Consider the following 23,634-nt stretch of genomic DNA (forward strand, 5'->3'; position numbering starts at 1 on the left):
ACACCCCCCCCCCCCCTGCCCCCACCCACCCCACCCCAACAAACCCCCCCCGGGGGGGGGGGCGGCCCCCCCCCCCCCCCCCCCCCCAACGCATCACAATAGCTGAATCCTCTTGTCAGCGGGGTAATTTTCATTACCATGTTAACAAAACAAAGGAGCCAAACATGCGCTGGACTGATTTTCCCAAATGGGGCCGCTACGTGGCCGATTGGGCCGCCGAGTATCACGGCTCCCTGCGCCAGCGCCCCGTGCGTGCACAAACCAAACCTGGCGAAATCGCAGCCCAACTGGCCCCCGCGGCCCCCGAACAAGGCCAGCCTGTCGACGAGGTGATCAAGGATTTCGAACGCATCGTCATGCCCGGTATCACCCACTGGCAACACCCGCGTTTCTTTGCTTACTTCCCCTCCAACGCCTCGCCCGCTGCCGTGCTCGCGGATTTCTTCACAACGGTCATGGCCCCGCAATGTATGCTCTGGCAAACCTCGCCCGCCGCCACCGAAATGGAAACCCGCATGATGGACTGGCTGCGCGACGCGCTTGGCCTGCCGCAAGCCTTCCACGGCGTCATTCAGGACAGCGCCAGCGGAGCCACACTCGCCGCCGTGCTCACCATGCGCGAACGCAGCCTCAACTGGGCCGGCAATCAGGATGGCCTGTCAGACCAACCCCGCCTGCGCATCTATGCTTCCGAGGAGGTCCATACCTCGGTTGACCGCGCGATCTGGATTTCGGGCATCGGCCAAAATAACCTTGTCCGCATCCCCACCCAAGGCCCGATGCGCGCCATGGACCCCGCCAAGCTCGACGCCGCCATCAAGGCTGACATCGACGCAGGGTATCTCCCCGCTGGCGTCATCGCCTGCACCGGCGGCACAGGCACAGGCGCTTGCGATGACATTTCCGCCACCTGCGATGTCGCCGCCGCCCACGGGCTTTACACCCATGTCGATGCGGCCTGGGCAGGCTCGGCCATGCTCTGCGAAGAGTTCCGCACGCTCTGGAAAGGCGTAGAGAAAGCCGACAGCGTAGTGCTCAACCCCCACAAATGGATGGGCACACAGTTTGACCTCTCCGCCCATTTCGTGCGCGCGCCGGAAGACCTCACCCGCACCCTGGCAATCCAGCCCGAGTATCTGAAAACACACGGAAAAGACGGGATCATAAACTACTCCGAATGGTCTGTCCCCCTCGGCCGCCGCTTCCGTGCACTGAAACTCTGGTTTCTCTTCCGCACCTATGGCCTTGAAGGCCTGCGCACCATGCTGCGCAACCATGTGACATGGTCCGAAGAGCTCTGCGAGCGCTTCCGCACCACACCCGACTTCGAGATTGTCACAGAACCGGTGCTCTCGCTCTTCACCTTCCGCTATGCACCCAAAGGCGCAAGCGATCTTGACGCGCTCAACCAGCGCCTTGTCGATGTAGTGAATGACGATGGCCGCATCTACATCACCCAAACCCGCACCAAAGGCGCGCTTGTCATCCGCTTTCAGGCAGGCCAGTTTGAAGCAACCCGCGACGATGTGATGACCGCCTACGACGTGATCACCGAACTCGCAGCCACTCTTTAAGGAGACACCTATGCCAGCGCCCCACAACCCTTTCAAAGCCGCTCTGAAAGCGGGTAAAAAACAGCTTGGCTGCTGGTCGAGCTTTGCACACCCCTACCCCGTCGAAATGGTCGCGACAGCGGGCTTTGACTGGATCGTGATCGACGGCGAACACGCCCCGAACGATCTGCAAACCATCACTGCACAGTTGCAAGTGCTCGATGGCAAACACTCCCACGCTGTTGTGCGTATCCCGACAGGCAACGACTGGCTTGTGAAACAGGTGCTCGACGCAGGCGCGCAAACTGTCCTTGTGCCGATGGTCGACACGGCCGAACAAGCGGCGCAACTCGTGCGTGCCATGCGCTACCCGCCGCACGGCATCCGCGGCGCAGGCGCGGCAGGTGCCCGGGCTTCTCACTTCGGCTCGATCACAGATTATGTCCAAACAGCCAACGATCAGGTCTGTTTGCTGGTGCAGGTCGAAACCCGCCTCGGCATGGAAAACCTCGATGCGATCCTGCAGGTTGAAGGCGTCGATGGTGTCTTTATCGGCCCTGCTGATCTGGCTGCCGATATGGGCTATCCGGGCAATTCGGCAGCCGACGAGGTGAAATCCGCAATTAAGGATATGCTCACCCGCATCGGCGCATCGGACAAAGCCGCAGGCATCCTCGGCGTGAGCGAAGCGGCAACGCAGGACTACGCCGATTGGGGCGCGCAGTTCCTTGCCGTGGGTGTTGATGTGGGTGTGTTCACCAAGGCGATCCGCGATCTTGAGGGGCAATGGCGCTCGCGCATCTGATTTCGAATTGCGCTGCGCGCAATCCGACCAAGAGCGAGGGGGCCAGCCCCCTCGCGCTCCCCCAAGGCATTTTGGAACAGAAGAAGCATATTTAATGCGTCTTTGAATATTTACTGTCTGGACTAAAATCTGAATTTGCGCCAGTTTGGGCCTATGGCTGGCCAAACTGAAACCATCATCAGCGCAATTCTGCGCGACATCGAAACAGGAGCTTTGCGCCCCGGTGATTTCATTGAAGACGGCGCCATCATGGCACTACATGATGTGTCTCGCACACCTGTGCGCGAAGCGCTGATCCAGCTCGAAACCTCGGGGCTTGTCGAACGTGTCGCGCGCAAGGGAGCGGTTGTGTTCCGCCCGACACTGGAGCAGTTTCTGGCCATTCTGGAAGTGCATGCCAAGCTGGAAGGTCAGGCCGCCGGGCTCGCGGCGCGCAGGCTTTCAAACACCCATGCGCAGGCTCTGGAGGCGGCGGTTACAGCCTGTGAGGCACATGCACAAAAACATGGAGACGGCGCGCCCGACGCATACTACCAGCTCAACATGGACTTTCACCGCGTGGTGGCAGAAGCCGCCGGCAATCCCTATTTGCTCGAGATGATCAAAACCAACGCACGCAAGCTCATGGCCTATTACCGCGCGCGATATCACTACAAAGGCGTCATCGCGACTTCTGCCAAAGAACACCGTGTCATCGCCGATCTTATCTTCGCGCGCGAGGCCATCGAAGCCGAAACCGCCATGGAGCGCCATGTGAGCTTTGACCATGTCACAGCACTTGATCTTCTCGCAGCGTTAAGCTGACTTTCCCTCTAAAAACAAGGCCATACGTTCCGCCATACCGGTCATGTCCGCAGGTCCGACCATAGAGGCCCGCGCCGCTTCTGTAACGGCAAGCGGCAGTTCACTCGCCAGTTCCTCAACCAGTGCCGCCATAAAATCGGGCTCCATCTCGGGGTGATACTGCGTGGTCATGATCCGTCCGATCTGAAAGCCCCCCACAGGGCAACCCGGGCCTGTTGCGATCACGTCTGCTCCTTCCGGAAGCCGCGAAACCTGCTCGATATGCGAGGCGTAAAGTGGCAGGCGCGCCTCGCCCAGATTAACGTCAACAAGGCCATGCACCCAGCCGTCAGGGTTGCGGCTCACCTCGCCACCCAGAGCCTTGGCAATCGCCTGATGCCCGAAACACGCACCAATCATCGGCACATCTGCGGCATATATTTCGCGGATCACTTCTAATAACCGCGCCACCCAAGGCGCATCGGAATTCACCGAAGAGGGAGACCCTGTAATCATCACACCGTCAATGCCGTCAAGACTTTCGGGAAAGACCCCATCCTTCACCTCATAGGCCGTAAAGCACCAGTCGGGCCGCACTCTCCGCATCATCGAGGGAAACTTCTCGCCATCCTTTGGCCAAGCCTGCGCAAAGGTGCTTTCGTCGGTGTTTGTCACCAGAACCGCAATGTGCATCGGGTATCTCCTCAAAGATTCTTCTTTACATATTTATATGCCCTCATAATATACTTAACAAGTGAAACTGGAAGTGAGGCTGCCCCTATGACTGTCTGGACACCAACCGATGACGGCTACGCCGACCTTTCAAGCCACGACACATTCGAGCAAGGCGCACCGCACAACACCTTCAAACGCCTGCGCGATGAAGACCCTGTGAGCTGGACCGAGTATGAAGGCGGTGAAAATTACTGGTCCGTCACCCGCCAGGCCGACATTCTGGAAATGAACCGCAATACAGCTGTCTTTTCCTCCGCGCGCGGCATCCGCATGGAAGACCAATCATATGAGGAATACCTCGCGCGCCGCACCTTTCAGGAAACCGACGCGCCAGAGCATATGAAAACCCGTATCAAGGTGGCCAAGGCCTTTTCCAAGCCTGTGATCGCGCAGTTCGAACAAGAGATAGGCACGCTCTGCGACGAAATCCTCGATGAAGCTCTCAGCGAAGACAGCTTTGACGCCACCAAGACAATCGCCCGCGAGCTGCCCATGCGCATGCTCGGGCGCATCCTCGGCCTGCCTGAAAAAGACCTGCCGTGGCTGGTCGAAAAGGGCGACGCTCTCATCGCCAACACGGACCCGGACTTTACAGACCATGTGCTCGACAAAATGCAGACCGACGAGTTCCGCATGATGCCGTTCAACTCCCCCGCAGGCGCCGAGCTTTACCTCTATGCCAAAGACCTCATGGCGCAGAAAGAAGCAGCAGGCGACACAGAGGGCGTGCTGCACATGATCCTGCAGCCCGACAAGGACGGTAACACCATCTCGCAGGAAGAGTTTCGCAACTTCTTCTGCCTTCTCGTCGCGGCAGGCAACGACACCACACGCTACTCGATCGCCGCAGGCATTCAGGCCATGTGCCACCAGCCCGAGCTGCTTGGCCAGATGCAAACCGGCGATATCTGGGCCACAGCGCCCGACGAAATCATCCGCTGGGCCACCCCTGCGCTCTACTTCCGCCGCACCGCCGCGCAAGACTATGAGGCGCACGGCAAAACCATTCGCGAAGGCGACAAGGTGCTCTTCTGGTGGAGTTCAGGCAACCGCGACGAACGCGCCTTTGATGCGCCCATGCGTGTGAACCTTGCGCGTGAGAACAACCGCCACGTCAGCTTCGGCCAAGGCGGCCCGCACGTCTGCCTCGGCATGTGGCTGGCGCGGCTCGAAGTGCGGGTTCTGTTTCAAAAGCTTGCCAAACGCATCTCGCATATCGAAGCTGACGGAGAGCATAAATTCCTGCGTTCGAATTTCGTCGGCGGGATCAAATCACTGCCCGTTCGCATCAAGCGTGCCTGATAGACACAAGAGAGAAACATCATGAAAGACCGCCTCCGCGCCCTCTTCTGCGACCACCTTTCCATCATGCGGGGCAAATACCTGCCCGGCAGCAAGATCGCCGATGCCAGCACGCGCTTCTGCCGCTCCACCTTCGGGGTGCATTACGACAAGGATCTGCTCAACGCGCCGGGCGCCATGATGATGCAAGGCCTGCCCGACATGGAGCTGAAGTGGAAAGCGCAAGAGGTGCGAGAGAGCTGGGATGAAAACACCAAGATCGTTCTGGGCGATCTCTACGACCACGAAGGCGAGCCGCTCGCGCTCTGCCCGCGTGGCGCACTCAAACGCGCTGTGGCGACTTGGGAGGCCAAAGGCCTCACCCCGAAAGTCGGCATAGAGCTGGAATGTTTCGCGCTCCAGACCGACGAAATGGGCCGCATCATTCCCTACGATGCCCCCGGCGGTGTGGTCTATGGCACAGGTCCGTTTTCCGACCCCCTGCGCTTTAACGATGCCATCTGGGAAGAAGCCGAACGCCTCGGCTTCCGACTTGAGATGATCACATCGGAGTTTGACAACCCGCAGTTCGAATATGTGCTCACCTTCGACGATGCCGTGAAAGCCGTCGATGATATCGTGCTCTTCCGCCTCATGGCGCGCGAAATCGCGCTGGAGCATGGCGTGTTGCTCAGCTTCATGCCCAAACCTCTGGCCGAAGCGGGCGGCTCGGGTATGCACATCAACTTCTCCTTCACGGACAAAAGCGGCAAGAACGCGCTGTCTTCGGGCGAAAAAGGCGGCCCCGCACATATGAATGATCTGGCAAAAGGTTGCCTCGCAGGGCTGCTGGAGCACCACAAAGGCCTCGCGGGCCTCATCGCGCCCTCCGCCAACAGCTACCAGCGGCTCCAGCCGGGGTCGCTCTCGGGCTTCTGGAAGAACTGGGGGGGCGACCATCGTAATGTCACCACACGCATCAGCTCGGAAGGTGGCGTGAAAGCGCGGCTTGAGCACCGCATGGCCGATGCTTCTTCCAACCCCTACACCAGCACAGCCGCCGTGCTGCAGGCCAGCCTTCTGGGGCTGGAAAACGGCTATACCCTACCGCCAATGGAAACAGGCGACGGGTTTGAGAAAACCGATGCTAAGGTCAGCACCGCGATGGACCTCAAAGGCGCAACGGCAGACCTTAAGGCCGACACAGCACTGTGCACGGCCGTCGGCGAGGCGCTTTGCGCCAACCACATCTACATGAAAGAACAGGAAGTGAAGAAGACCCGCGATCTGGAAGGCGACGCCCTACGCGACTTCTATGTGCACTTCATCTAAAGGGAGAAACCTATGAACGTGACTTGGAAACTGCCCGACGGAAGCGAGATTTCGGCAGATGTGGCCGATGGAACCAACATGATGGAAGCCGCCGTGGCCAACAATGTGCCAAACGTCATCGGCGAATGCGGCGGCTCTTTGGCCTGCGCCACCTGCCACGTCTATGTCGATGAGGCTTGGGTCGGAAAAACAGGCTCTGTTGAAGACTTTGAAGACGCCATGCTCGACGCCACCGAAGCCGAACGCGAGCCAAACTCGCGCCTGTCCTGCCAGATCGTCGCGTCAGATGATCTGGACGGGCTCATGCTGATCGTGCCGCAGGCGTAGGTTTCGAAGCAAGTGCGATGACCGACAGAGCGCACTTGTTGCGCGGAGTCGGTGGGATATTTTCAGCAAGAAAAGGAACCCCGCGGGGATCGCATTTGCGCAGGGGCTTTCGCTATTCACAAAATTAGTTTAGATTAACGAAAAACTACATTCGGGAATCCTGAACATGAGCACTTATACTCCTTCCGTCTATGATGCCGAGCCTATCCCCGCTGCAGCCCGTGCCGAGATTGAAAAGCTTTTGGGCTCAGGAGATCTCTTCCGATACACAGCACCGGAAGACGCGCCTGTCGCGCTTTTGGAGCGGGAATTCGCCGATCTTCTCGGCGCGAAATATGCACTGGCTGTGTCCTCTTGCTCGGCCGCGCTTTTTCTCTCGCTAAAGGCGCTGAACCTGCCCCGCGATGCACGCGTGCTGATCCCTGCGTTTACCTTTGCCGCCGTGCCTTCTTCGGTCATCCATGCCGATTGCGTGCCTGTGCTCTGCGAAGTGGGCGAGAATTACCGCGTTGATATGGCCGATTTCGAAGCCCGGCTGGATGACAATATCCAAGCCGTGATCATCTCCCACATGCGTGGTCATACCTCGGATATGGACGCAATCATGGCGCTTTGTGATGCACGAGACATCCCCGTGATCGAGGATGCAGCGCATAGCCTTGGCACCACATGGCATGGCCGCAACATCGGCACGATCGGGCGTATTGGCTGTTTTTCCTTCCAGTCCTATAAGCTTGTCAACGCAGGTGAAGGTGGCATCCTTGTCACTGATGATGCCGATCTGCTCGCTCAAACTGTCATCATGTCAGGCGCTTACGAGCACAACTGGCGCAAACATGGCGCAATTGATGAAGCCCTCGAGGCCGCCTTTGCACGCTGGCAAAACCACCTGCCGCTTTATAACCTGCGTCTGGGAAATCTATCCGCCGCCGTGATCCGCCCGCAACTGCCACTTGTGGCCGAGCGCGTCACCAAAGGCCGTGCCAACCATGATTATGTCGCAGCACAGCTTGAGCAAAGCCCCTGGTTCACTGTGCCTGACAAGCTCGCCCCCGAAGAGCGTGCGCCTGACAGCATCCAGTTCAACCTTGTGAACATGAGCGATGAAGACACCCGCGCCTTTGCAGATGCCGCCGCCACCCGCGGCATCAAAGTGCAGGTCTTCGGAATGAGCACCGACAACGCCCGCGCCTTCTGGAACTGGAAGTTCATCAAAGGCGAACCCCCCGTTTTACCAAAAACCCGCGCTATGCTGATGCGCGCCTGTGATGCCCGTCTGCCAGCACGGCTCACCCGTGAGCAACTTGATGTTGTGGTAGAGGCGCTTCTGGAGGCTGTGAATGAAGTCAAAGGCGCGCCTGCCCTCAAAGCAGGCTGACCATCCCTTTGGCATAGGGAAAGGCTTCAAGCGCCGGAGCAATCACCGTCTGCTCCAATATGGGGCGCAGCTTGTCGGCCATGCCGGCGGGCATATCCTGCAAAATACCCTCTCGCGCGGTCAGGCTGATACGCCGCGAGAGCGGCTCGAACGGCAGCGCCATCACATCGATCTTGGGTGCAAAACGGCGCGCCCGCATCAGCGCCAGCGGCGTGAGGATGGTCCAGCCCGCCCCCTGACCGACAAGCGCCAGAATGGCATGGTAGCTATCCAGCTCGAAGCGGTGCGAAAGCCGCAGGTTCTGGCGCGACAAATGACTGGCAATCAACCGCCCCATATGATGCCGCGATGTATACTGGATAAGCGGCATCCGCTTTAACTGGCGCAGCACATCCCCTTTGCGGTCCACCGCCCCCTTGGGCGCGGCCACCACAAAACCGTCCTCGAGCAACGGATGCACTTCCATCCCGCTCAGCGCCTCGCCCATCTCAGCGGCAACGATCACATCCAAAGCACGTGCATCAAGCTGGTCATGAAGAAAATGGCTCGCGCCCGTCTCAAGCAAGAACTGACAGGTCTTAAGCTCGTCCGCCATACGGGTAAGAAGTTGTGGCGTCACATCAAGTTCGAAGTCTTCGATCATACCCATCCGCAGCCGTGTCAGCGCCCGCAGATCGCTCATCGCAAGTTCCGCACGCGCCTGCTCGGCCTCGTTCATGATATTCTGCGCGCGGCGCCGAAAAATCTCACCCGCAGGGGTGAGCAAAACAGGCCGCGCATTGCGCAGAAGCAATGTCACCCCCATCGCGCCCTCAAGGTTGGTGAGTTGCTGGCTCACAGCCGAAGGGCTCGCCCCCAAACGGCGTGCCGCCGCGGTGATCGAGCGCTCCTCGGCCGTGGCAATAAACACCTCGACTCCCCAAAGCGTAATGCGGCCCGCACTGTCGGCCATAGCGTGTTACTTGCCCATCTTTGAAAGTTTTGCCTGAAGCGCGGCCAGCTCGGCCTTGATATCATCAAGGTCTTCACCGCTGTCATCCTCCTGCTCCGGCTCTTCCGCCACAGGACCTGTGCTGCCAAAGCCGCCCGACATTCCGCCTGTCATCGCTTTCAGGAAAGCTTCCTGCTGCGCCTTCATTGCCTCAAACCCGGGCATCTGGCCCAGCGGACCAAGGCTGCCGCCCATATTCTTCATCATCTTATCCTGCCCCTCGCGGAGCATATCAAAGCTGGCTTGCAAAAATTCGGGCATCATCTGTGTCGCCTGGTTGGTGTAGCTGCGCACAATGTCATTGAGCACAGAAACCGGCAACATATTCTCGCCACGGCTCTCGTGGTCGGCAATGATCTGAAGGAGATACTGGCGCGTCAGGTCATCACCTGACTTCAGATCGACAATCTGCACCTCGCGCCCGTCCCGGATAAACGCTGCAATATCATCAAGCGTCACATAGTCGGATGTTTCAGTGTTATAAAGTCTGCGGCTTGCATACCGCTTGATCAGTAAGGGTTTGTTCGCCTCGTTCACGCCTTGATCCTCCCAAATGAGCCGCGCTGCAGTGCAGCTTAGGCGAGTGCTGAACAAAAAGAAAGAGCGGGCCGCAATGGACCCGCTCAAGAGTTGAGCGCAACGAGAATGGGAGGAGACTGTCGCGCTCGATCTGTGTCAGCTTACTTCGCTGGTGCAGTCGCTTTTTTCGCAGCAGCTGTCATGTCTTCAGTCGCTTTTTTCACGGCTGTTGACGCTTCTTCCGAAGCTGATTTGCCGGCTGCCATCATGAGCTCAACTGTTTCGAGTTGAACTTTTTTCGCGACTTCTGCGAAGGCTGCGAGGTTTTCTGATGCAACTTCAGCTTGAGCTGAGGCGAAATCTGTAATCGCTTTTGCGTAATCGGCAGGCTCGGCTTTGGCCTTTGACATGTCGCCAAGTTTGGCAAGTGTCTCAGAAGTCCATTTTGTCGAGATCGCGGCTGATTTTTCAGCTGCGTCAAGTGCCAGTGAAGAGAACTTTTCGCCAAGCTCGGCTTGGTTTTTGAAAGAGCCTTCGAAAGCTTTTGTGTCTACCGGAAATGCGCCCATCATGTCTTTGAGTGTCGCTGTGAAATCTTGTGCTTTAGCCATTGTATAGGTCCTTTGAGTTGGGTGGCCTATCAAGCAGAAAGGCCTAAGTTGTTTTCGCGTCTGACAGATATATACATGCCGCAACGCAGCATTTCAAGTCTTTTTCTGCATTGCAGCAAAAAAGCTTACCTAAGGTCGAACCCTTGTTTCAAAGGGCATCAACGAAATGCTGCATCGCAGCATATCTCCCAAAGACTGAAAACAGCTTACCCGACTCAGACCTCGGGTTTCAAAACAACATAGGTCCCGGGTGCGTCGCACAAAGGCTCATAACCCTTCCCGCCCACATCCCGCGCCGCAATCATCTGACCCGAGCGTTTGCTCAGCCAGCTTTCCCAACGTGGCCACCATGACCCCTCATGGAAATGCGCGCCCTCCCACCAGTCGGCCGCCGTTTCCGGCAAGTCTTCGTTGGTGTAATGGCCGTATTTCTTCTTGCTCGGCGGATTGACCACCCCCGCAATATGCCCCGACTGGCTCACCACAAAGGTCTTGTTCTTCGCCCCCGTCATACCGAAGCCACGGTAACAGTCGCGCCATGCAGCGATATGGTCGGTCTCGCAGGTCACCGCAAAAAGCGGAATCTCGACATCGCTCACATGCAGCCGCTCTCCCAAAAGCTCATAGCCATCACTCACAAAGGCGTTCTTCTGGCAAAGCCCGCGCAGATACTCCATAACCATCGTCCCAGGCAAATTGGTCGCATCGCCGTTCCAATAGAGCAAATCAAATGCGGGCGGCGTCTCGCCCATCATATAAGATTTGATGGCAGGCCCGTAGACCAGATCATTGGAGCGCAAAAAACTCATGGTGCGCGACATAATAACCGAGCGCAGCACACCGTAGTTGCCGACTTCTTCCTCGATTCCATCGACAAAATCATCCTGTAAGAAGGGCGTAAACTCCCCCTGCTCGCCAAAATCGGTCAGCGCTGTGAAGAATGTCGCGGATTTCACCGATTTATCGCCCTTGGCCTTCATATATGCGAGCGTCAGGTGCAGGGTTGTGCCCGCAATACAGTATCCCACCGTATTCACCTGCTTTTCCCCGGTAATCTCCTTCACCACGCCAATCGCTTCAAGAAAGCCGTTCTCTATATAGTCCGCCATGCCCCAGTTGCCCTGCTCGCGGCCCGGATTGCGCCAGCTGACCACAAACAAGGTATAGCCCTGCTCGGTGATCCATTTGATCAGGCTGTTCTGTTCCTTAAGGTCAAGGATGTAGAATTTATTGATCCACGGAGGAAAGATAATCAGCGGTGTCTTGTGCACCTCCTCGGTGCGCGCCTTATACTGGATCAGTTCCAGCATTTCGTTACGAAACACCACACTTCCCTCGCTTGTCGCGACATTGCGGCCAAGCTCGAAGGCGGTCTCGTCACACAGCTTCACCAAAAGCTCGCCGTCATTGGCCTCCATATCGGCCACAAGGTTTTCAAGCCCGCGCACAAGGCTCTCGCCCTCTGTCTGCACCGCCCGTTCAAGCGCATCGGGGTTCGTGCTCAGAAAATTCGTGGGCGCAAGCATCGCAATAATCTGCTCAGAAAAATACCCGAGCCGCCGTTTGTCTGTTTCGCTCAGGTCATCCACATTCGCGACAGCGTCACGGATGGCATCGGAATTGATCAGATACTGTTGCTTCACAAAGTTGAAATAAGGGTGGCTCTGCCAAAGCGGATTGCTAAAGCGCTTGTCACTCTCCGTGCGGTCTTCGGGCGCCTTGAGCCCCTCTTTCATGAAAGCTTCCTGAGCTTCCATGAAATGCTGCACAGATTTCCCCCAATACTCGAACTGCTTCTCATATATGCGTTGGGGGTTTTCCATCATCTCGGCCCAATAGTTCACCGCAACCTGCGTCATCAACTCGGGGCCAGGGCCGTTCAGCGTCGGGTTCACGGGTTTCCGCGCGCCGATTACCCGCATCAAACGCTCGGTAAGCTCTTCAACCCGTTTCAAATTTGCTTGCATTTTGTCAAGATTTTCACCCGAGACATCTTCTTTTGTTGTCATCTTAACAAAATTCCCCTATCTTTTTCTGCAACGCAGCATAGTCTTTATGCCAGCACAGTAACATTACTAAGGTAGCCTTTCAGGTCACCCAACTCAAAACAAGGACGTCCAAATGCGCTTTATGGCCAGCTACGACTTCATGGAATCGTTTCGCAATGCCAATCAATGGTTCGGCGCAACCGCCCAGTCCTTTGCATCCTACCCCGCTTTTGCTCTGGCTCCAAACCCTGCTTTTCAATGGATCGCAGCTTGGGGCGAAGTCACCGAGCGCAGCTTCGAGCGCATGGTCGCCAAGCCCGACTGGGGCATCGACACATTCACCTGCGAAGATGGCAAAGATCACCTCGTCAAAGTTGAAAAAGTCGTTGAGCGCCCCTTTGGAGATCTGATCCACTTCAATGTCACAGGCCGCGAGAAAGCGCCGCGCAAGGTGCTTATCGTCGCGCCCATGTCGGGCCACTACGCAACGCTTCTGCGCTCCACCGTCAAAAGCCTCATCCGTGACTGTGAAGTCTATATCACCGACTGGCACAATGCCCGCGATATCCCCGTCTCCGAAGGCAAGTTCGATATCGAGGACTACACTCTTTACCTCGTTGATTTCATGCGCGAGCTCGGCCCCGACACCCATGTCATCGCCGTGTGCCAGCCCGTGCCCCTCACGCTGGCCGCCACAGCCTATCTCGCCGAGATCGAGCCCGATGCACAGCCCCGTTCGCTCACGCTCATCGGCGGCCCGGTTGACCCTGACGCAACGCCTACCGAAGTCACCGATTTCGGCCGCCGCGTCACCATGGGCCAGCTTGAAGAAAGCATGATCCAGCGGGTCGGCTTCAAATATGCCGGCGCTGGCCGCAAGGTCTATCCGGGCCTGTTGCAGCTTTCTTCCTTCATCTCGATGAATGCCGAGAAACACGCCAAAGCCTTCACAGATCAAATCTCCCGTGTCGCCAAAGAAAAGGCAGGAGATCACGACAAGCACAATAAATTCTACGATGAATACCTCGCCGTTATGGATATGACCGCAGAGTTTTATCTCTCCACGGTGCACCGCATCTTCAAAGAGCGCGAAATAGCGAAAAACGAGTTTATCGTTGCAGGCCACAAGGTCGATATCGGCAAGATCACAACAGTTGCCGTCAAAACTGTCGAAGGCGAAAAAGACGATATCTCCGCCCCCGGCCAGTGTATCGCCGCGCTTGCCCTCTGCACGGGCCTGCCCGACAGCAAAAAAGCCTCACACGTTGAGCCGGGCGCTGGCCACTACGGCATCTTCGCAGGCAAAAGCTGGCGCAACAATATCCGCCCGCTTGTGCTCGACTTTATAGATGCAAACTCCGAAGCACCTGCGAAAGCTGCCAAAAAAGCCGGTAATAAGCCCGCCAACACAAACGCGGCCTAAAGCAGAAGCCAGTCCAGAAGGCTTAAAACCGCACCGACAGGCAGCGCTATGGCCAAAGCCAGCAGCGCTGCCCCCAACGGCGTAAGCCTTGGCGCAGGCAGGCTTTGCCCAAAAACGGTTTTTTCTGTCTTCATAAGGCCCAGTTAACCACGAATTAGGTTTCTTTTGGCTTAACAAAGCCATGGATCATGCCCTCCAACAATCCGATCTGTTCAATGGCGCGCTCACCCGCTTGGGGTGCGCACCTAAGCGGGTGTTGTTGCCAAGCGGCCCCGCCTATGTGCTGCGTCGCTTTGGCCTCTCGTTGGCAACCCGCCCGCAGGATTGCCCCGCAGCCTATGAGGCTCTCGCCAAAAACCGCATCCGCCTTCTCAATACCGAAAGCGAAAGCCCCGCCTTGCGCGCCCATGGTTACCGTCAGATCGTGCAAGCCCCCCACATTGCCGAGCTGGCGCTCTCTCCGAACACTGCCGCAATGCGCGCCGCGATGCAGCCGAAATGGCGGCGCAACCTGACGCGGTTTGGGGCTGATCTTCCGCAAAACTGCACCCTCACCCACCGCGCTTTCGAGCCCGGTAAAGACGTCTGGCTGCTCAAGCTTGAAGCGGTACAAGCCCGCACCCGCCGCTATCGTGGTTATCCGGCGGCCCTCACACTGGCCATGTCCGAAACTTCGCCAACGGCGCTACGGCTTTTCACCCTCAGCCAGGCAGGCACACCCTGCGCCGCCATGCTCTTTGCCCATCACGGCAATCGCGCCACATATCACATCGGTTGGTCCGGCCCCGCAGGCCGCAACCTCGGGGCGCACTGGCTGCTCCTCTGGAAAGCCATGCAAGAGCTGCCCGCCCGCCGCATCACCAGTATCGAACTCGGGCTGATTGATAGCGAACACGGTGCGCCGCTCGCCCGCTTCAAGCTTGGCTCAGGCGCAAACACCCGTCGCCTGGGCGGCACATGGGCGCGTGTTCTCCGGCCCTGAAGCTGTCCATACTGTTATATATACGCGCGGCCCTACAGATTGCCCCACAAGATTAAGAGCGCAAAACATAAGGCTGCTTCAGCCAGTCCGTCAGCAGCGCATTCACCTGTTCGGGCGCTTCCAGGGTCGGCAAATGCCCTGCCCCTTCCACAATCGCCAGCTTGGCATAAGGGATCAACTCGGCCATGAATTCATGCCGCTTGCGCGGCGTCAGCCCGTCATATTCTCCGCACATCACAAGCGCGGGCATCTTGGCCTTGCGCAACGCCGCCTGCTGATCGCGCCTACGCTGCAACGCCTTGATCTGGCGCAAGAATACTTCAGGCCCAAGGCTCTCTGCCATCGCCTGAACTTGCGAAAGCACCTGTATTCTCTGCGGCCCCGGCGCAAGAAATTCGGGTTTCAAAAAGCCGCGCAACACATCAATCATCCGCCCCGATTTGACTCCGACAATCATCGGCTCATAAGCCGCGGCGCTCTGCGGCGTCTCGGCCAGCGGGTTGGTGTCCATCAGGCAAAGCCTCGTCACCCGCTCGGGCGCACGCCGCAGAATTTCCATCGCAACGATTCCGCCCATAGACAGCCCCGCCAGAGCAAATTTCTGAGGTGATTCCAAAAGGATAGACGAAGCGATCTCCTCGATCCGCTCGCCCTCCGCCGTGCAAGCCACCATCACATTTCTGCTACGGCTGAAGTGCTCGACCTGCGGCCAGAAAAGCCGCGCATCACACATCATACCGGGGATAAACAACAACGGCTCGCGCATTCGGAGGGCTCCTTCTTGGCGCGCAGATTGGCAGACCTGCCGCCAAGGTCAACTGCTCAAATCACATGACAGGGAATTGCGACAAATGATAAGGGCCGCCGCATTAAGCGCCCCTCAAGGTTTTCTCGCCAGAGTTTATCCACAGCTTTTACACATCAGCTTTACAGCGCAACTCTCTGGCGCAGATTAAAAACTCTCAAGTCTTGGCACAGGACATTACATCTGCCACCGCCGCCTCGATCAGTGCCAGACAGCGCTCGTCCGAGAAGCGGTGGTCCGCATCCTTCACCAGCGTCAGCCGCATGTCAGGCCCCTCCGCGTGCTCCAGAAGCTGCACCGCCGTCGCCACACTCACCGCCGTATCCGCCGTTCCCTGCAAGAACCGCACGGGGAAAGGCAGTTCAAGTTTATCACGCAAAACCAACCGCTTGCGCCCGTCTTCGATCATCCGTTTGGTGATGATGTAGGGCTCCATATAGTCCGACGGCAGCGACACATGGCCCACGGCCTCAAGCTCTGTTTTCTGCGCATCCGTAAAGCTCGCCCAATAGCCATCTTCGGTAAAATCAGGCGCCGCCGCAATCGTAACCATCCCCATAATCCGCTCCGGCATCGCACGCGCCAGCAAAAGCGCCTGCCATCCCCCCATAGAGGAGCCGACAATCAGCAAGGGGCCGTCCGTGACGGCGTTCAGAATGGCCAGCGTATCTTCATGCCAGTCCCCGATCGAGCCGTCTTCAAAGCGGCCCGAGCTTTCGCCATGACCCGAATAGTCAAACCGTAAAAACGCATAGCCACGCGCTTGTGCCCAAGCTTCAAGATGCACAGCCTTCGTGCCTTCCATGTCCGATTTCAGCCCGCCACAAAACACAATGCAAGGCCCCGCGCCGTCACTCTTGTGATAGGCCAGTTTGCGCCCTTGCTCGGCTTGGTAAAATTGTGCCATTCGTTCGCTCTCTTCGCTTGTTTGCACTCATTTTGCCGTGCGCGCGCCGCAGGTGCAATGGCTCATGGCGTCTTCAACCCAAGCGCCAGAAGCCCGCCCGCAGCCGACATCACAGCAAAGCCGACAAGCGCACCATAAGGCCCGATCCAGGACAGCGCTCCGCCCATGGCCCCCGCCAGAAGCAAGATCGTTCCGATCACCACATTCGCCGCCGCCGCATAAGCCGCGCGCTGCTCTTCCGGTGCAATATCAACAAGATAAGTCGAGCGAGCCTGCCGGACACCATGGTAGGCCAGCATCAGCGCAAAGAGGATTACAGGGATCACAAACCTGCCCTCGGCATATCCTGAAACGCCTGCAAACACCGCTGCGCTCAACGACACAGCACCCAAAAAGCCCACCACCGCCAGCACTCTACGGCTCGAACTGTCAGCCATACGACCCCAGATATAAGAGCTGAGAAAACTCGCCGCACTTGACGCAACCAGCAACGCGCCCAGCTGGCCCAGCCCCGTGCCCTCGCTCTGCCCTGCCAAAATGACAAGATATGGCGGGGCAAGGGCCGTCGATACAAGCATCCCGCGCACAGCAATAAAGCGGCGCAGGTTCCTATCACGGCGCAAAATACTCCAGACACCCTCGGTGTCCGCCTCGCTTTCCGTGCTGCTGGGCTGCTCCGGAAGCTGCGCCAGAGTAGCGGCACTCGTAAGCCACAAAGCACCGGCCAGCCCCACAGCCCCGATCACCGCGTGCTCGTCTTTCATAACACCGCCCACCATCAGAAGCGCAAAGCAAAACACACCCGCCGCCGCCAGCGAGCCCGCAAGCCCAGTCACAGCGCCACGCCGCGTCTGACCGACTGTTTTTCCCAGAATATCCTTGTAACTTACCGAACAGGCTGCACGGCTGACAGCAAGACACGCCAGAAGCCCGCAGATCACCCAGCCCGCCGTAACTCCTTCAAACGCAAGGGCTGCCAGAGCAATCAGCAGTGCCGAAAGACCCTGCCCCACCGCGCCCGAAACCCACACCCAGCGGCGCATTTCCAAACGCTCTATGAACCGTGCCAATACAGCCTGCGGCAAAAGCGCGCCCGCCTCGCGTATGGGAACCAGAAACCCGATAATATAGGCTGGCGCGCCAAGCGCGGTCAGCAGCCAGCTCAACACCAGCTTGGGGTTGAGCAAACCATCCGACAGCTTGGAAAAAGACAGCGCGGCGATATGTAAAAGCCCCGCCTTGCCCTCCTCGTCCTTGTTCCAGTCCTTCTGGGCCGATCCGGTGGCCGTCCCAAACAACTGCTCTGCATTCACCGCTTTCATGTAGGCCTCCACAGGTATAACCAACCAGCGCCGCCAAAGTTCCATGGAACCGCTTGAAATGCCTGTCCCCGGCTGCTTGACAATTCACCCTCAAAAGCGCAAACCGCCCCCGAACCATACCCGCAACCGGGCGCTTTTGTGGGCGCCAAACTGACGAGGAGCTAGGCCATGAGCCAGATTTCCCCAAATAAAATCAACCTGTCCCTTCCTGATGGCAATTCACGTGAGTATGCCGCTGGCATCACCGCTGGCGAAGTGGCCGCCGATATCTCTACAAGCCTCGCCAAAAAGGCAATTTCGGCCACCGTCAATGGCCAGCACTGGGATTTGGCATGGCCGATCGAGGCCGATGCAAGCATCGCCATTCACACGCTCAAAGATGAAGACCAGGCCAACGAGCTCATCCGCCACGATTTTGCGCATGTCATGGCCCGCGCCGTGCAGGAGCTTTGGCCCGATGTCAAAGTGACCATCGGTCCGGTGATCGAGAACGGCTGGTATTACGACTTTGACCGCAAAGAAAGCTTCACACCGGAAGATCTCGGCGCAATCGAGAAAAAGATGAAAGAAATCATCAATCTGCGCGACAAGGTTCGCACAGAAATCTGGCCGCGCGACAAAGCCGTGCAATACTACAAAGATCAAAACGAGCCCTTCAAAGTCGAGCTGATCGACGCCATCCCCGGCGACGAGCCCCTGCGCATGTATTGGCATGGCGACTGGCAGGATCTTTGCCGCGGCCCGCATTTGCAGCACACAGGCCAGCTTCCCGCCGATGCCTTCAAGCTCATGAGCGTTGCAGGTGCCTACTGGCGCGGTGATAGCAACCGCGAGATGCTTCAGCGCATCTACGGTGTCGCCTTTACAGGCAAGGAAAAGCTAAAAGCCTACCTCCTGATGCTCGAAGAAGCCGCCAAACGCGATCACCGTAAACTTGGCCGCGAGATGGACCTCTTTCACATGCAGGAAGAAGCCCCGGGGCAGATTTTCTGGCATCCCAACGGCTGGACCATCTACACCACCCTGCAAGACTACATGCGCCGCCGTCAGCGCGCAGGTGGATATGTCGAGGTCAACACGCCTCAGGTTGTGAATCGCAAACTCTGGGAGGCCTCGGGCCACTGGGAGAGCTATCAGGAAAACATGTTTATCGTCGAGGTCGATGAAGACCACGCGCGCGAAAAAACTGTCAACGCATTGAAGCCGATGAACTGCCCCTGCCACATTCAGGTCTTCAACCAAGGCCTTAAATCCTACCGCGACTTGCCCCTGCGCATGGCCGAGTTCGGCTCTTGCAACCGCTATGAGCCATCGGGTGCATTACACGGGATCATGCGGGTGCGTGGCTTTACACAGGATGATGGGCACATTTTCTGCACCGAAGAGCAGATCGAAGACGAAACAGCGCGCTTTATCAGCTTCCTGTCAGAGATCTATGCAGAACTCGGCTTCACAAACTGGTCAATCAAGCTCTCGACACGCCCCGAAAAACGGATCGGCTCCGAAGAGACATGGGACCAGTTGGAAAAAGCCCTTGGCAACGCCTGTAAAGCAGCGGGTTATGACTATGAGATCCAAGAAGGCGAAGGCGCATTTTATGGCCCCAAGCTTGAGTTTGTTCTCACAGATGCCATCGGCCGCAACTGGCAGTGCGGAACCCTGCAGGTTGACAGCAACATGCCAGAGCGTCTTGACGCCGCATATATCGGCAAGGATGGCGACAAGCACCTGCCCTATATGCTGCACCGGGCCACACTTGGCTCGTTTGAGCGTTTCATCGGTATTCTCATTGAGGAACACGCAGGCAAGCTCCCCTTCTGGCTCGCGCCCCGGCAGGTTGTTGTCGCCACAATCGTGTCCGATGCCGATGACTACGCCTCCGAGGTCTGCACCGCGCTCAAGGCCGCAGGCGTGCGCGCCGAGCTTGATATCCGCAACGAGAAGATCAATTACAAGGTCCGCGAGCACAGCCTCGGCAAAGTGCCCGTCATCCTTGCGGTCGGTCACCGCGAAGTTGAGGAACGCACCCTCACCGTGCGCCGCCTTGGCGAGAAGCAGACAAATGTTACAAGTCTCGATGATATCGTGAGCGAACTCGCAAAAGCCGCGACTCCGCCCGACCTTTTGTAATATTTGATCCAAAACATCAAAGCGGGCGTAACAATATACGCCTGCTTTTGAAATTTATCGCTCGAAACCGCCCGAAACAATACACGTGACCTCGCGTTATCGTGACACACGCGCCCGTGAATAGCGTAAGTGCCCCGCTCCCAGCTACCTTTAGCAAGCCGCAACACTGCGGCCCTCGTTAATGTAAAAGGGAGTTCCCAATGTCTAAACTGATCAAATCCGCCGCTGTAGCAGGCGCCGTTGCTGCGGCCCTTGCCGCACAAGTCACAACTGCCTCGGCCGCTGAAAAAGAAAAATGCTTTGGCGTTTCCATGGCCGGCAAGAATGATTGCGCCGCAGGCCCGGGCACAACTTGCGCAGGCACATCTACAGTCGATTACCAAGGCAACGCCTGGACACTTGTTGACGAAGGCACATGCACAGAAATCGAACTGCCTGCCATGGCCGACGGTGAAATGCGCAAAGGTTCGCTCGAAGCCCTCGATCGAGATTTGCCCGCATAAACCTCTTTGGGAGGACTCCCTCGGTCCTCCCGTCCAGCCTTCGGAGCCAGCCATGTTTGACCAAAACCGAAACAACCGCCTGCCAAACCGTGCAGGCCTGGGCTACAAGCCGCAGCATTACGCCGAAATCATGGACAATGCCGCCCCTGTCCGCTGGTTTGAGGTTCACGCCGAAAACTACATGGGACAAGGTGGCCGCCCGCTCGCACAGCTGCGCGCCCTCTCCGAGCGTTTCCCCGTTTCCGTGCATGGTGTCGGCCTCTCCATAGGCGGAGAAGGCCCGCTTGATCCCGAGCACCTCGCGCGCCTCAAACACCTATGCGATTGGCTCAACCCCGCCAGCTTCTCCGAGCATCTCGCTTGGTCGTCGCACGACAGTGCCTTCCTCAACGACCTTCTGCCGCTACCTTACAACGCCGCAAGCCTCGCCCGTGTGAGTGCCCATATAGACGAGGTGCAAGAGACGCTGGGTCGTCAGATGCTGCTCGAAAACCCCTCCTCCTATCTGGCCTTTGAGGCCTCCGATATGGAAGAAACCGGGTTTCTGGCCGAGCTGGCCGCGCGCACAGGCTGTGGCCTGCTGCTTGATGTGAACAACGTCTTCGTCTCTGCAACAAATCTGGGGTATTCCCCGCAAAGCTATATCGACACCTTCCCCCTTGATAAGGTTGGTGAAATTCACCTTGGCGGCCATGATGAAGACAAAGACGATGCAGGCCGCCCGCTGCTCATCGACAGCCACGGACACGAAATAGCTGATCCTGTCTGGGCGCTGCTTGACTATACATTAGAGCGCGCCGGCCCGCTCCCCTTGCTTGTCGAATGGGACAATGACGTCCCCGAATGGCCCGTGCTTGCCGCCGAAGCCGCCCGCGCAGAGGCAGCACTGACCAAGGTTCCCGCATGAGTCAGAAAAGCTTCACCAAAGCGCTACTTGCTCCTGATCTGCCCGCGCCGGACGGCCTGAACGATGGCCATGGCGCGCCTGCAGGCAAGCGCTTTGCGGTCTATCGCAACAATGTCACCGTTTCACTGATTGACGCGCTCGAAGCAGGCTTTCCCGTTGTGGCAAAGCTCATCGGCGCAGAAAACTTCCGCAATATCGCCCGTGAATACCTGCGCACCGAGCCGCCCGCCTCCCCCTTGATGATGCTCTATGGCAAGGGGTTTGCCGCCTTCCTTGCGCGCTTCCCGCCGCTTGCCAAATACGCCTATCTCCCCGATATCGCGCGGCTCGAATATGCCCTGCGCGAGAGCTATCATGCCGCCGACCACACGCCGCTCGCCCCTGAGGCTCTGGGCCGGATTGCCCCCGGAGCTCTGGCAGATGTCCGCCTCGTTCTTGCACCGTCTCTGCGCCTCGTCGTCTCGCCCTGGCCCGTCCACGCGCTCTGGCTCTACAACAAGCGCGAAGGTGCGCCCAAGCCGGTGGCTATGGCCCAATCCGTGCTTGTTGCCCGCTCGGGCTTTGATCCCGAGCCTCATCTTTTGCCCCAAGGAGCCGACCGCTTTATCGCGGGTCTTCAGGCCGGAAAAACACTCGGAGACGCTTGCGAAAGCGCGCCCGAAATTGATCTCGGCGCCGCTCTCGGCCTTTTGCTCGGCACCCAAAGCATATCTCAAGTAAAACATGAGGAATTACCGTGAATAATTTGATAAGTAAGTATAATTACATTTCATCAACAGCCTCGGACATGGCGCCCGGAGTGCTTCCGCTGCTCGCGCGCCTCACATTCTCTGCGGTGCTGTTACACTACTTCATCGCCTCTGGCCTCACAAAGCTTGGCGAGGGTCTTTTCGGCTTCCTCAACCCATCGGCCGGCGCTTACGCGCAGATCTTCCCCAAAGCCATGGAGGCCGTGACGTACGATATCTCCCAGCTCACCGTCTTTCACTGGGCTGTCGTCACAGGCGGCACCATCGCGGAGTTCGCTCTCCCCGCGCTCATCGTTGTCGGCCTCTTCACCCGCCTCGCCGCGCTCGGCATGATCGGCTTTGTGATTGTCCAATCTCTCACCGATCTCTACGGTCACGGTGGCATAGATCACGAAGGCACGCTTGGCGCATGGTTTGACCGCGCCTCCGACAGCCTCATCCTCGATCAGCGTGCGCTTTGGGTGTTCTTGCTGGCCACTCTGGTGCTCAAGGGCGGCGGCTGGCTCTCGCTTGATCGCGTTCTAAAACCCGCTCAAAGCCCAAGTGCCGCCTGAGTGTCCTTACCCCATCCAAGATAAAGCTTGCCATCCGCTTCAATCAACGGCCGCTTCATCAAGGCAGGGTGTGCGGCGATCAGATCAAGCGGCGCACCGGCTCTCTCGGCCTCGCTCATTCCTCGCCAGGTCGTTGATCTTGTGTTCAAAATCGCCCCGCCAAACTCCGCCTCGGCCCGCGCCAGAAGCCCCTCTGGCAGGCCCGCTTCGCGCACATCTATCAGCTCTGCTCCGGCCAAGGCCTTCAGCGCCTTGCGGCAGGTATCGCAATTTTTCAGCCCGTATATTTGCATCACAGTTCTCCTGATTCCCTAAATTCATTTGATTTTTACAAAAATTGTGTAAGCTTTCACCCAGTGACTTTCTATTTCTGACTTCCGCCCAGTCACCCTGACGGAGCCACGAGATCGTGAGTGACGACAGGTATATGAGGCCTGCCTGAAAAAGGCCTCACCAAAGGGAAGAAGGAGAAGCGGCATGCCAAATGGCACCGTGAAATGGTTCAACACAACAAAAGGCTTCGGCTTTATCGCGCCTGACGATGGCGGCAAAGATGTCTTCGTGCACATCTCGGCTGTCGAGCGTTCGGGGCTCACAGGCCTTGCCGATGATCAGAAAGTCACGTTTGATCTGGAAGATGGCCGCGATGGCCGCCAAATGGCGACCAACATCAAGCTGGCCTAATCAAGCTGTTGAAGTGAAAGGAAAAACGGCGCGGAGGTTCACCCTTCCGCGCCGTTTTCAATGTGTCAAAAAGCTTAGCTGCAGCCTTTTTCGCCTTCAACGCATGTGTGGCTCGGAACGTAGCGCACAGCGCGTTTTTTCTGGACGCGCTTCTTAGCCACAGGATGCGCCATCATTGATGAATAGCTCACATTCTGGTTCGGCGTGCCACAGCAGATCACCCCGCCCATAACAATCGGCGAAAGGCCGTTCGGGCAGTTGTTCGCGCCGCCGTAAGCATAGGTCGGCATAACATCACCCGCCATCGCAGGCGCGCCCATCAGCGCAACAAAGGCAGCTCCAAGAATAACTTTGGTTTTCATAAA

General features: G+C 57.8%; 26 protein-coding genes. 15 read left to right on the plus strand and 11 right to left on the minus strand.

Annotated features, from left to right (window positions below; translation table 11 throughout):
• The first annotated feature begins 164 nt into the window (after positions 1–164).
• The 3 genes from OE750_RS09100 (at position 165) to OE750_RS09110 (ending at position 3,162) form a co-directional block, all read left to right on the plus strand.
• Positions 165–1,574, plus strand: a complete 1,410-nt coding sequence (locus OE750_RS09100) for a pyridoxal phosphate-dependent decarboxylase family protein (protein WP_263763756.1) — start codon at positions 165–167, stop codon at positions 1,572–1,574.
• A gap of 10 nt (positions 1,575–1,584) precedes the next feature.
• A complete protein-coding gene (locus tag OE750_RS09105; RefSeq protein ID WP_263763758.1) occupies positions 1,585–2,358 on the plus strand; it encodes an HpcH/HpaI aldolase family protein in 774 nt (257 codons plus the stop codon).
• 153 nt (positions 2,359–2,511) lie between these two features.
• The gene (locus tag OE750_RS09110; RefSeq protein WP_263763760.1) at positions 2,512–3,162 is read left to right on the plus strand and encodes a GntR family transcriptional regulator; all 651 of its coding nucleotides are present in this window, start codon (positions 2,512–2,514) and stop codon (positions 3,160–3,162) included.
• Here the strand turns inward: OE750_RS09110 and OE750_RS09115 are convergent.
• Entirely contained in the window at positions 3,154–3,834 is a 681-nt protein-coding gene (locus OE750_RS09115; RefSeq protein WP_263763761.1) for a type 1 glutamine amidotransferase, read from the minus strand. The genes OE750_RS09110 and OE750_RS09115 overlap by 9 nt on opposite strands.
• An 87-nt stretch (positions 3,835–3,921) precedes the next feature.
• Between OE750_RS09115 and OE750_RS09120 the strand changes: the two genes are divergently transcribed.
• From OE750_RS09120 to OE750_RS09135, 4 genes are all read left to right on the plus strand, one after another.
• On the plus strand, positions 3,922–5,178 hold the full coding sequence (locus OE750_RS09120) for a cytochrome P450 (protein WP_263763763.1): 1,257 nt from the start codon (positions 3,922–3,924) through the stop codon (positions 5,176–5,178).
• Positions 5,179–5,199: 21 nt separating this feature from the next.
• On the plus strand, positions 5,200–6,489 hold the full coding sequence (locus OE750_RS09125) for a glutamine synthetase family protein (protein ID WP_263763765.1): 1,290 nt from the start codon (positions 5,200–5,202) through the stop codon (positions 6,487–6,489).
• Positions 6,490–6,501: 12 nt separating this feature from the next.
• Positions 6,502–6,816 (plus strand): 2Fe-2S iron-sulfur cluster-binding protein, encoded by a 315-nt coding sequence (locus OE750_RS09130; RefSeq protein WP_263763767.1) that lies wholly within the window; start codon positions 6,502–6,504, stop codon positions 6,814–6,816.
• Between the two features lie 166 nt (positions 6,817–6,982).
• Complete coding sequence (locus tag OE750_RS09135) at positions 6,983–8,194, plus strand: DegT/DnrJ/EryC1/StrS family aminotransferase (protein ID WP_263763769.1); 1,212 nt, start codon at positions 6,983–6,985, stop codon at positions 8,192–8,194.
• On the opposite strand, the gene OE750_RS09140 is transcribed toward OE750_RS09135, so the two are convergent.
• The 4 genes from OE750_RS09140 to phaC form a co-directional block, all read right to left on the minus strand.
• Positions 8,181–9,146, minus strand: a complete 966-nt coding sequence (locus OE750_RS09140) for a LysR family transcriptional regulator (RefSeq protein WP_263763771.1) — start codon at positions 9,144–9,146, stop codon at positions 8,181–8,183. The genes OE750_RS09135 and OE750_RS09140 overlap by 14 nt on opposite strands.
• Positions 9,147–9,152: 6 nt before the next feature.
• The gene (phaR, locus tag OE750_RS09145; protein WP_263763773.1) at positions 9,153–9,722 is read right to left on the minus strand and encodes a polyhydroxyalkanoate synthesis repressor PhaR; all 570 of its coding nucleotides are present in this window, start codon (positions 9,720–9,722) and stop codon (positions 9,153–9,155) included.
• A gap of 143 nt (positions 9,723–9,865) precedes the next feature.
• Entirely contained in the window at positions 9,866–10,315 is a 450-nt protein-coding gene (locus OE750_RS09150) for a phasin, PhaP (RefSeq protein ID WP_263763775.1), read from the minus strand.
• Positions 10,316–10,530: 215 nt separating this feature from the next.
• Positions 10,531–12,324: a class I poly(R)-hydroxyalkanoic acid synthase gene (gene phaC / locus OE750_RS09155; RefSeq protein WP_263763777.1), complete on the minus strand. Its 1,794-nt coding sequence runs from the start codon at positions 12,322–12,324 to the stop codon at positions 10,531–10,533.
• A 112-nt stretch (positions 12,325–12,436) separates the two neighbouring features.
• Between phaC and phaZ the strand changes: the two genes are divergently transcribed.
• On the plus strand, positions 12,437–13,726 hold the full coding sequence (gene phaZ / locus OE750_RS09160; protein ID WP_263763779.1) for a polyhydroxyalkanoate depolymerase: 1,290 nt from the start codon (positions 12,437–12,439) through the stop codon (positions 13,724–13,726).
• Here phaZ and OE750_RS09165 read toward each other — a convergent pair.
• Positions 13,723–13,860 (minus strand): hypothetical protein, encoded by a 138-nt coding sequence (locus OE750_RS09165; RefSeq protein WP_263763781.1) that lies wholly within the window; start codon positions 13,858–13,860, stop codon positions 13,723–13,725. The two genes, phaZ and OE750_RS09165, sit on opposite strands and share 4 nt — an antisense overlap.
• 47 nt (positions 13,861–13,907) lie before the next feature.
• Between OE750_RS09165 and OE750_RS09170 the strand changes: the two genes are divergently transcribed.
• Positions 13,908–14,708, plus strand: a complete 801-nt coding sequence (locus OE750_RS09170; RefSeq protein WP_263763783.1) for a GNAT family N-acetyltransferase — start codon at positions 13,908–13,910, stop codon at positions 14,706–14,708.
• A 52-nt stretch (positions 14,709–14,760) separates the two neighbouring features.
• Here OE750_RS09170 and OE750_RS09175 read toward each other — a convergent pair whose 3' ends face one another.
• The 3 genes from OE750_RS09175 to OE750_RS09185 all read right to left on the minus strand — a co-directional run bounded on the left by OE750_RS09175 (position 14,761) and on the right by OE750_RS09185 (position 17,787).
• Positions 14,761–15,474: an alpha/beta fold hydrolase gene (locus OE750_RS09175; RefSeq protein WP_263763784.1), complete on the minus strand. Its 714-nt coding sequence runs from the start codon at positions 15,472–15,474 to the stop codon at positions 14,761–14,763.
• Between the two features lie 196 nt (positions 15,475–15,670).
• Entirely contained in the window at positions 15,671–16,420 is a 750-nt protein-coding gene (locus tag OE750_RS09180) for an alpha/beta hydrolase (protein WP_263763786.1), read from the minus strand.
• A gap of 62 nt (positions 16,421–16,482) precedes the next feature.
• Positions 16,483–17,787, minus strand: a complete 1,305-nt coding sequence (locus OE750_RS09185) for an MFS transporter (protein ID WP_263763788.1) — start codon at positions 17,785–17,787, stop codon at positions 16,483–16,485.
• Positions 17,788–17,910: 123 nt separating this feature from the next.
• Here OE750_RS09185 and thrS point away from each other — a divergent pair, with 123 nt between their 5' ends.
• The 5 genes from thrS (at position 17,911) to OE750_RS09210 (ending at position 22,585) form a co-directional block, all read left to right on the plus strand.
• A complete protein-coding gene (gene thrS / locus OE750_RS09190) occupies positions 17,911–19,872 on the plus strand; it encodes a threonine--tRNA ligase (protein WP_263763790.1) in 1,962 nt (653 codons plus the stop codon).
• A 200-nt stretch (positions 19,873–20,072) separates the two neighbouring features.
• Positions 20,073–20,375, plus strand: a complete 303-nt coding sequence (locus tag OE750_RS09195) for a DUF2282 domain-containing protein (RefSeq protein WP_263763792.1) — start codon at positions 20,073–20,075, stop codon at positions 20,373–20,375.
• 52 nt (positions 20,376–20,427) lie between these two features.
• Positions 20,428–21,282 (plus strand): DUF692 domain-containing protein, encoded by an 855-nt coding sequence (locus OE750_RS09200; protein ID WP_263763794.1) that lies wholly within the window; start codon positions 20,428–20,430, stop codon positions 21,280–21,282.
• Positions 21,279–22,022: a DUF2063 domain-containing protein gene (locus tag OE750_RS09205; RefSeq protein ID WP_263763796.1), complete on the plus strand. Its 744-nt coding sequence runs from the start codon at positions 21,279–21,281 to the stop codon at positions 22,020–22,022. Before OE750_RS09200 ends, OE750_RS09205 begins: the two co-directional genes overlap by 4 nt.
• Before the next feature lie 47 nt (positions 22,023–22,069).
• Positions 22,070–22,585 (plus strand): DoxX family protein, encoded by a 516-nt coding sequence (locus tag OE750_RS09210; protein WP_263764042.1) that lies wholly within the window; start codon positions 22,070–22,072, stop codon positions 22,583–22,585.
• Here OE750_RS09210 and OE750_RS09215 read toward each other — a convergent pair.
• A complete protein-coding gene (locus OE750_RS09215) occupies positions 22,564–22,878 on the minus strand; it encodes an ArsC/Spx/MgsR family protein (RefSeq protein WP_263763798.1) in 315 nt (104 codons plus the stop codon). The genes OE750_RS09210 and OE750_RS09215 overlap by 22 nt on opposite strands.
• Positions 22,879–23,062: 184 nt before the next feature.
• On the opposite strand from OE750_RS09215, the gene OE750_RS09220 reads away from it, so the two are divergent.
• Positions 23,063–23,269 carry a cold-shock protein gene (locus OE750_RS09220; RefSeq protein WP_263763800.1) on the plus strand — a complete coding sequence of 69 codons (207 nt, stop codon included), beginning with the start codon at positions 23,063–23,065 and terminating at the stop codon, positions 23,267–23,269.
• Positions 23,270–23,343: 74 nt separating this feature from the next.
• Here OE750_RS09220 and OE750_RS09225 read toward each other — a convergent pair whose 3' ends face one another.
• Positions 23,344–23,631, minus strand: coding sequence for a hypothetical protein (locus OE750_RS09225; protein ID WP_263763801.1), 288 nt, complete (start codon positions 23,629–23,631; stop codon positions 23,344–23,346).
• Positions 23,632–23,634: the final 3 nt, after the last annotated feature.

The sequence above is a fragment of the Lentibacter sp. XHP0401 genome (assembly GCF_025751535.1).
Taxonomy (GTDB): Bacteria; Pseudomonadota; Alphaproteobacteria; order Rhodobacterales; family Rhodobacteraceae; genus Lentibacter.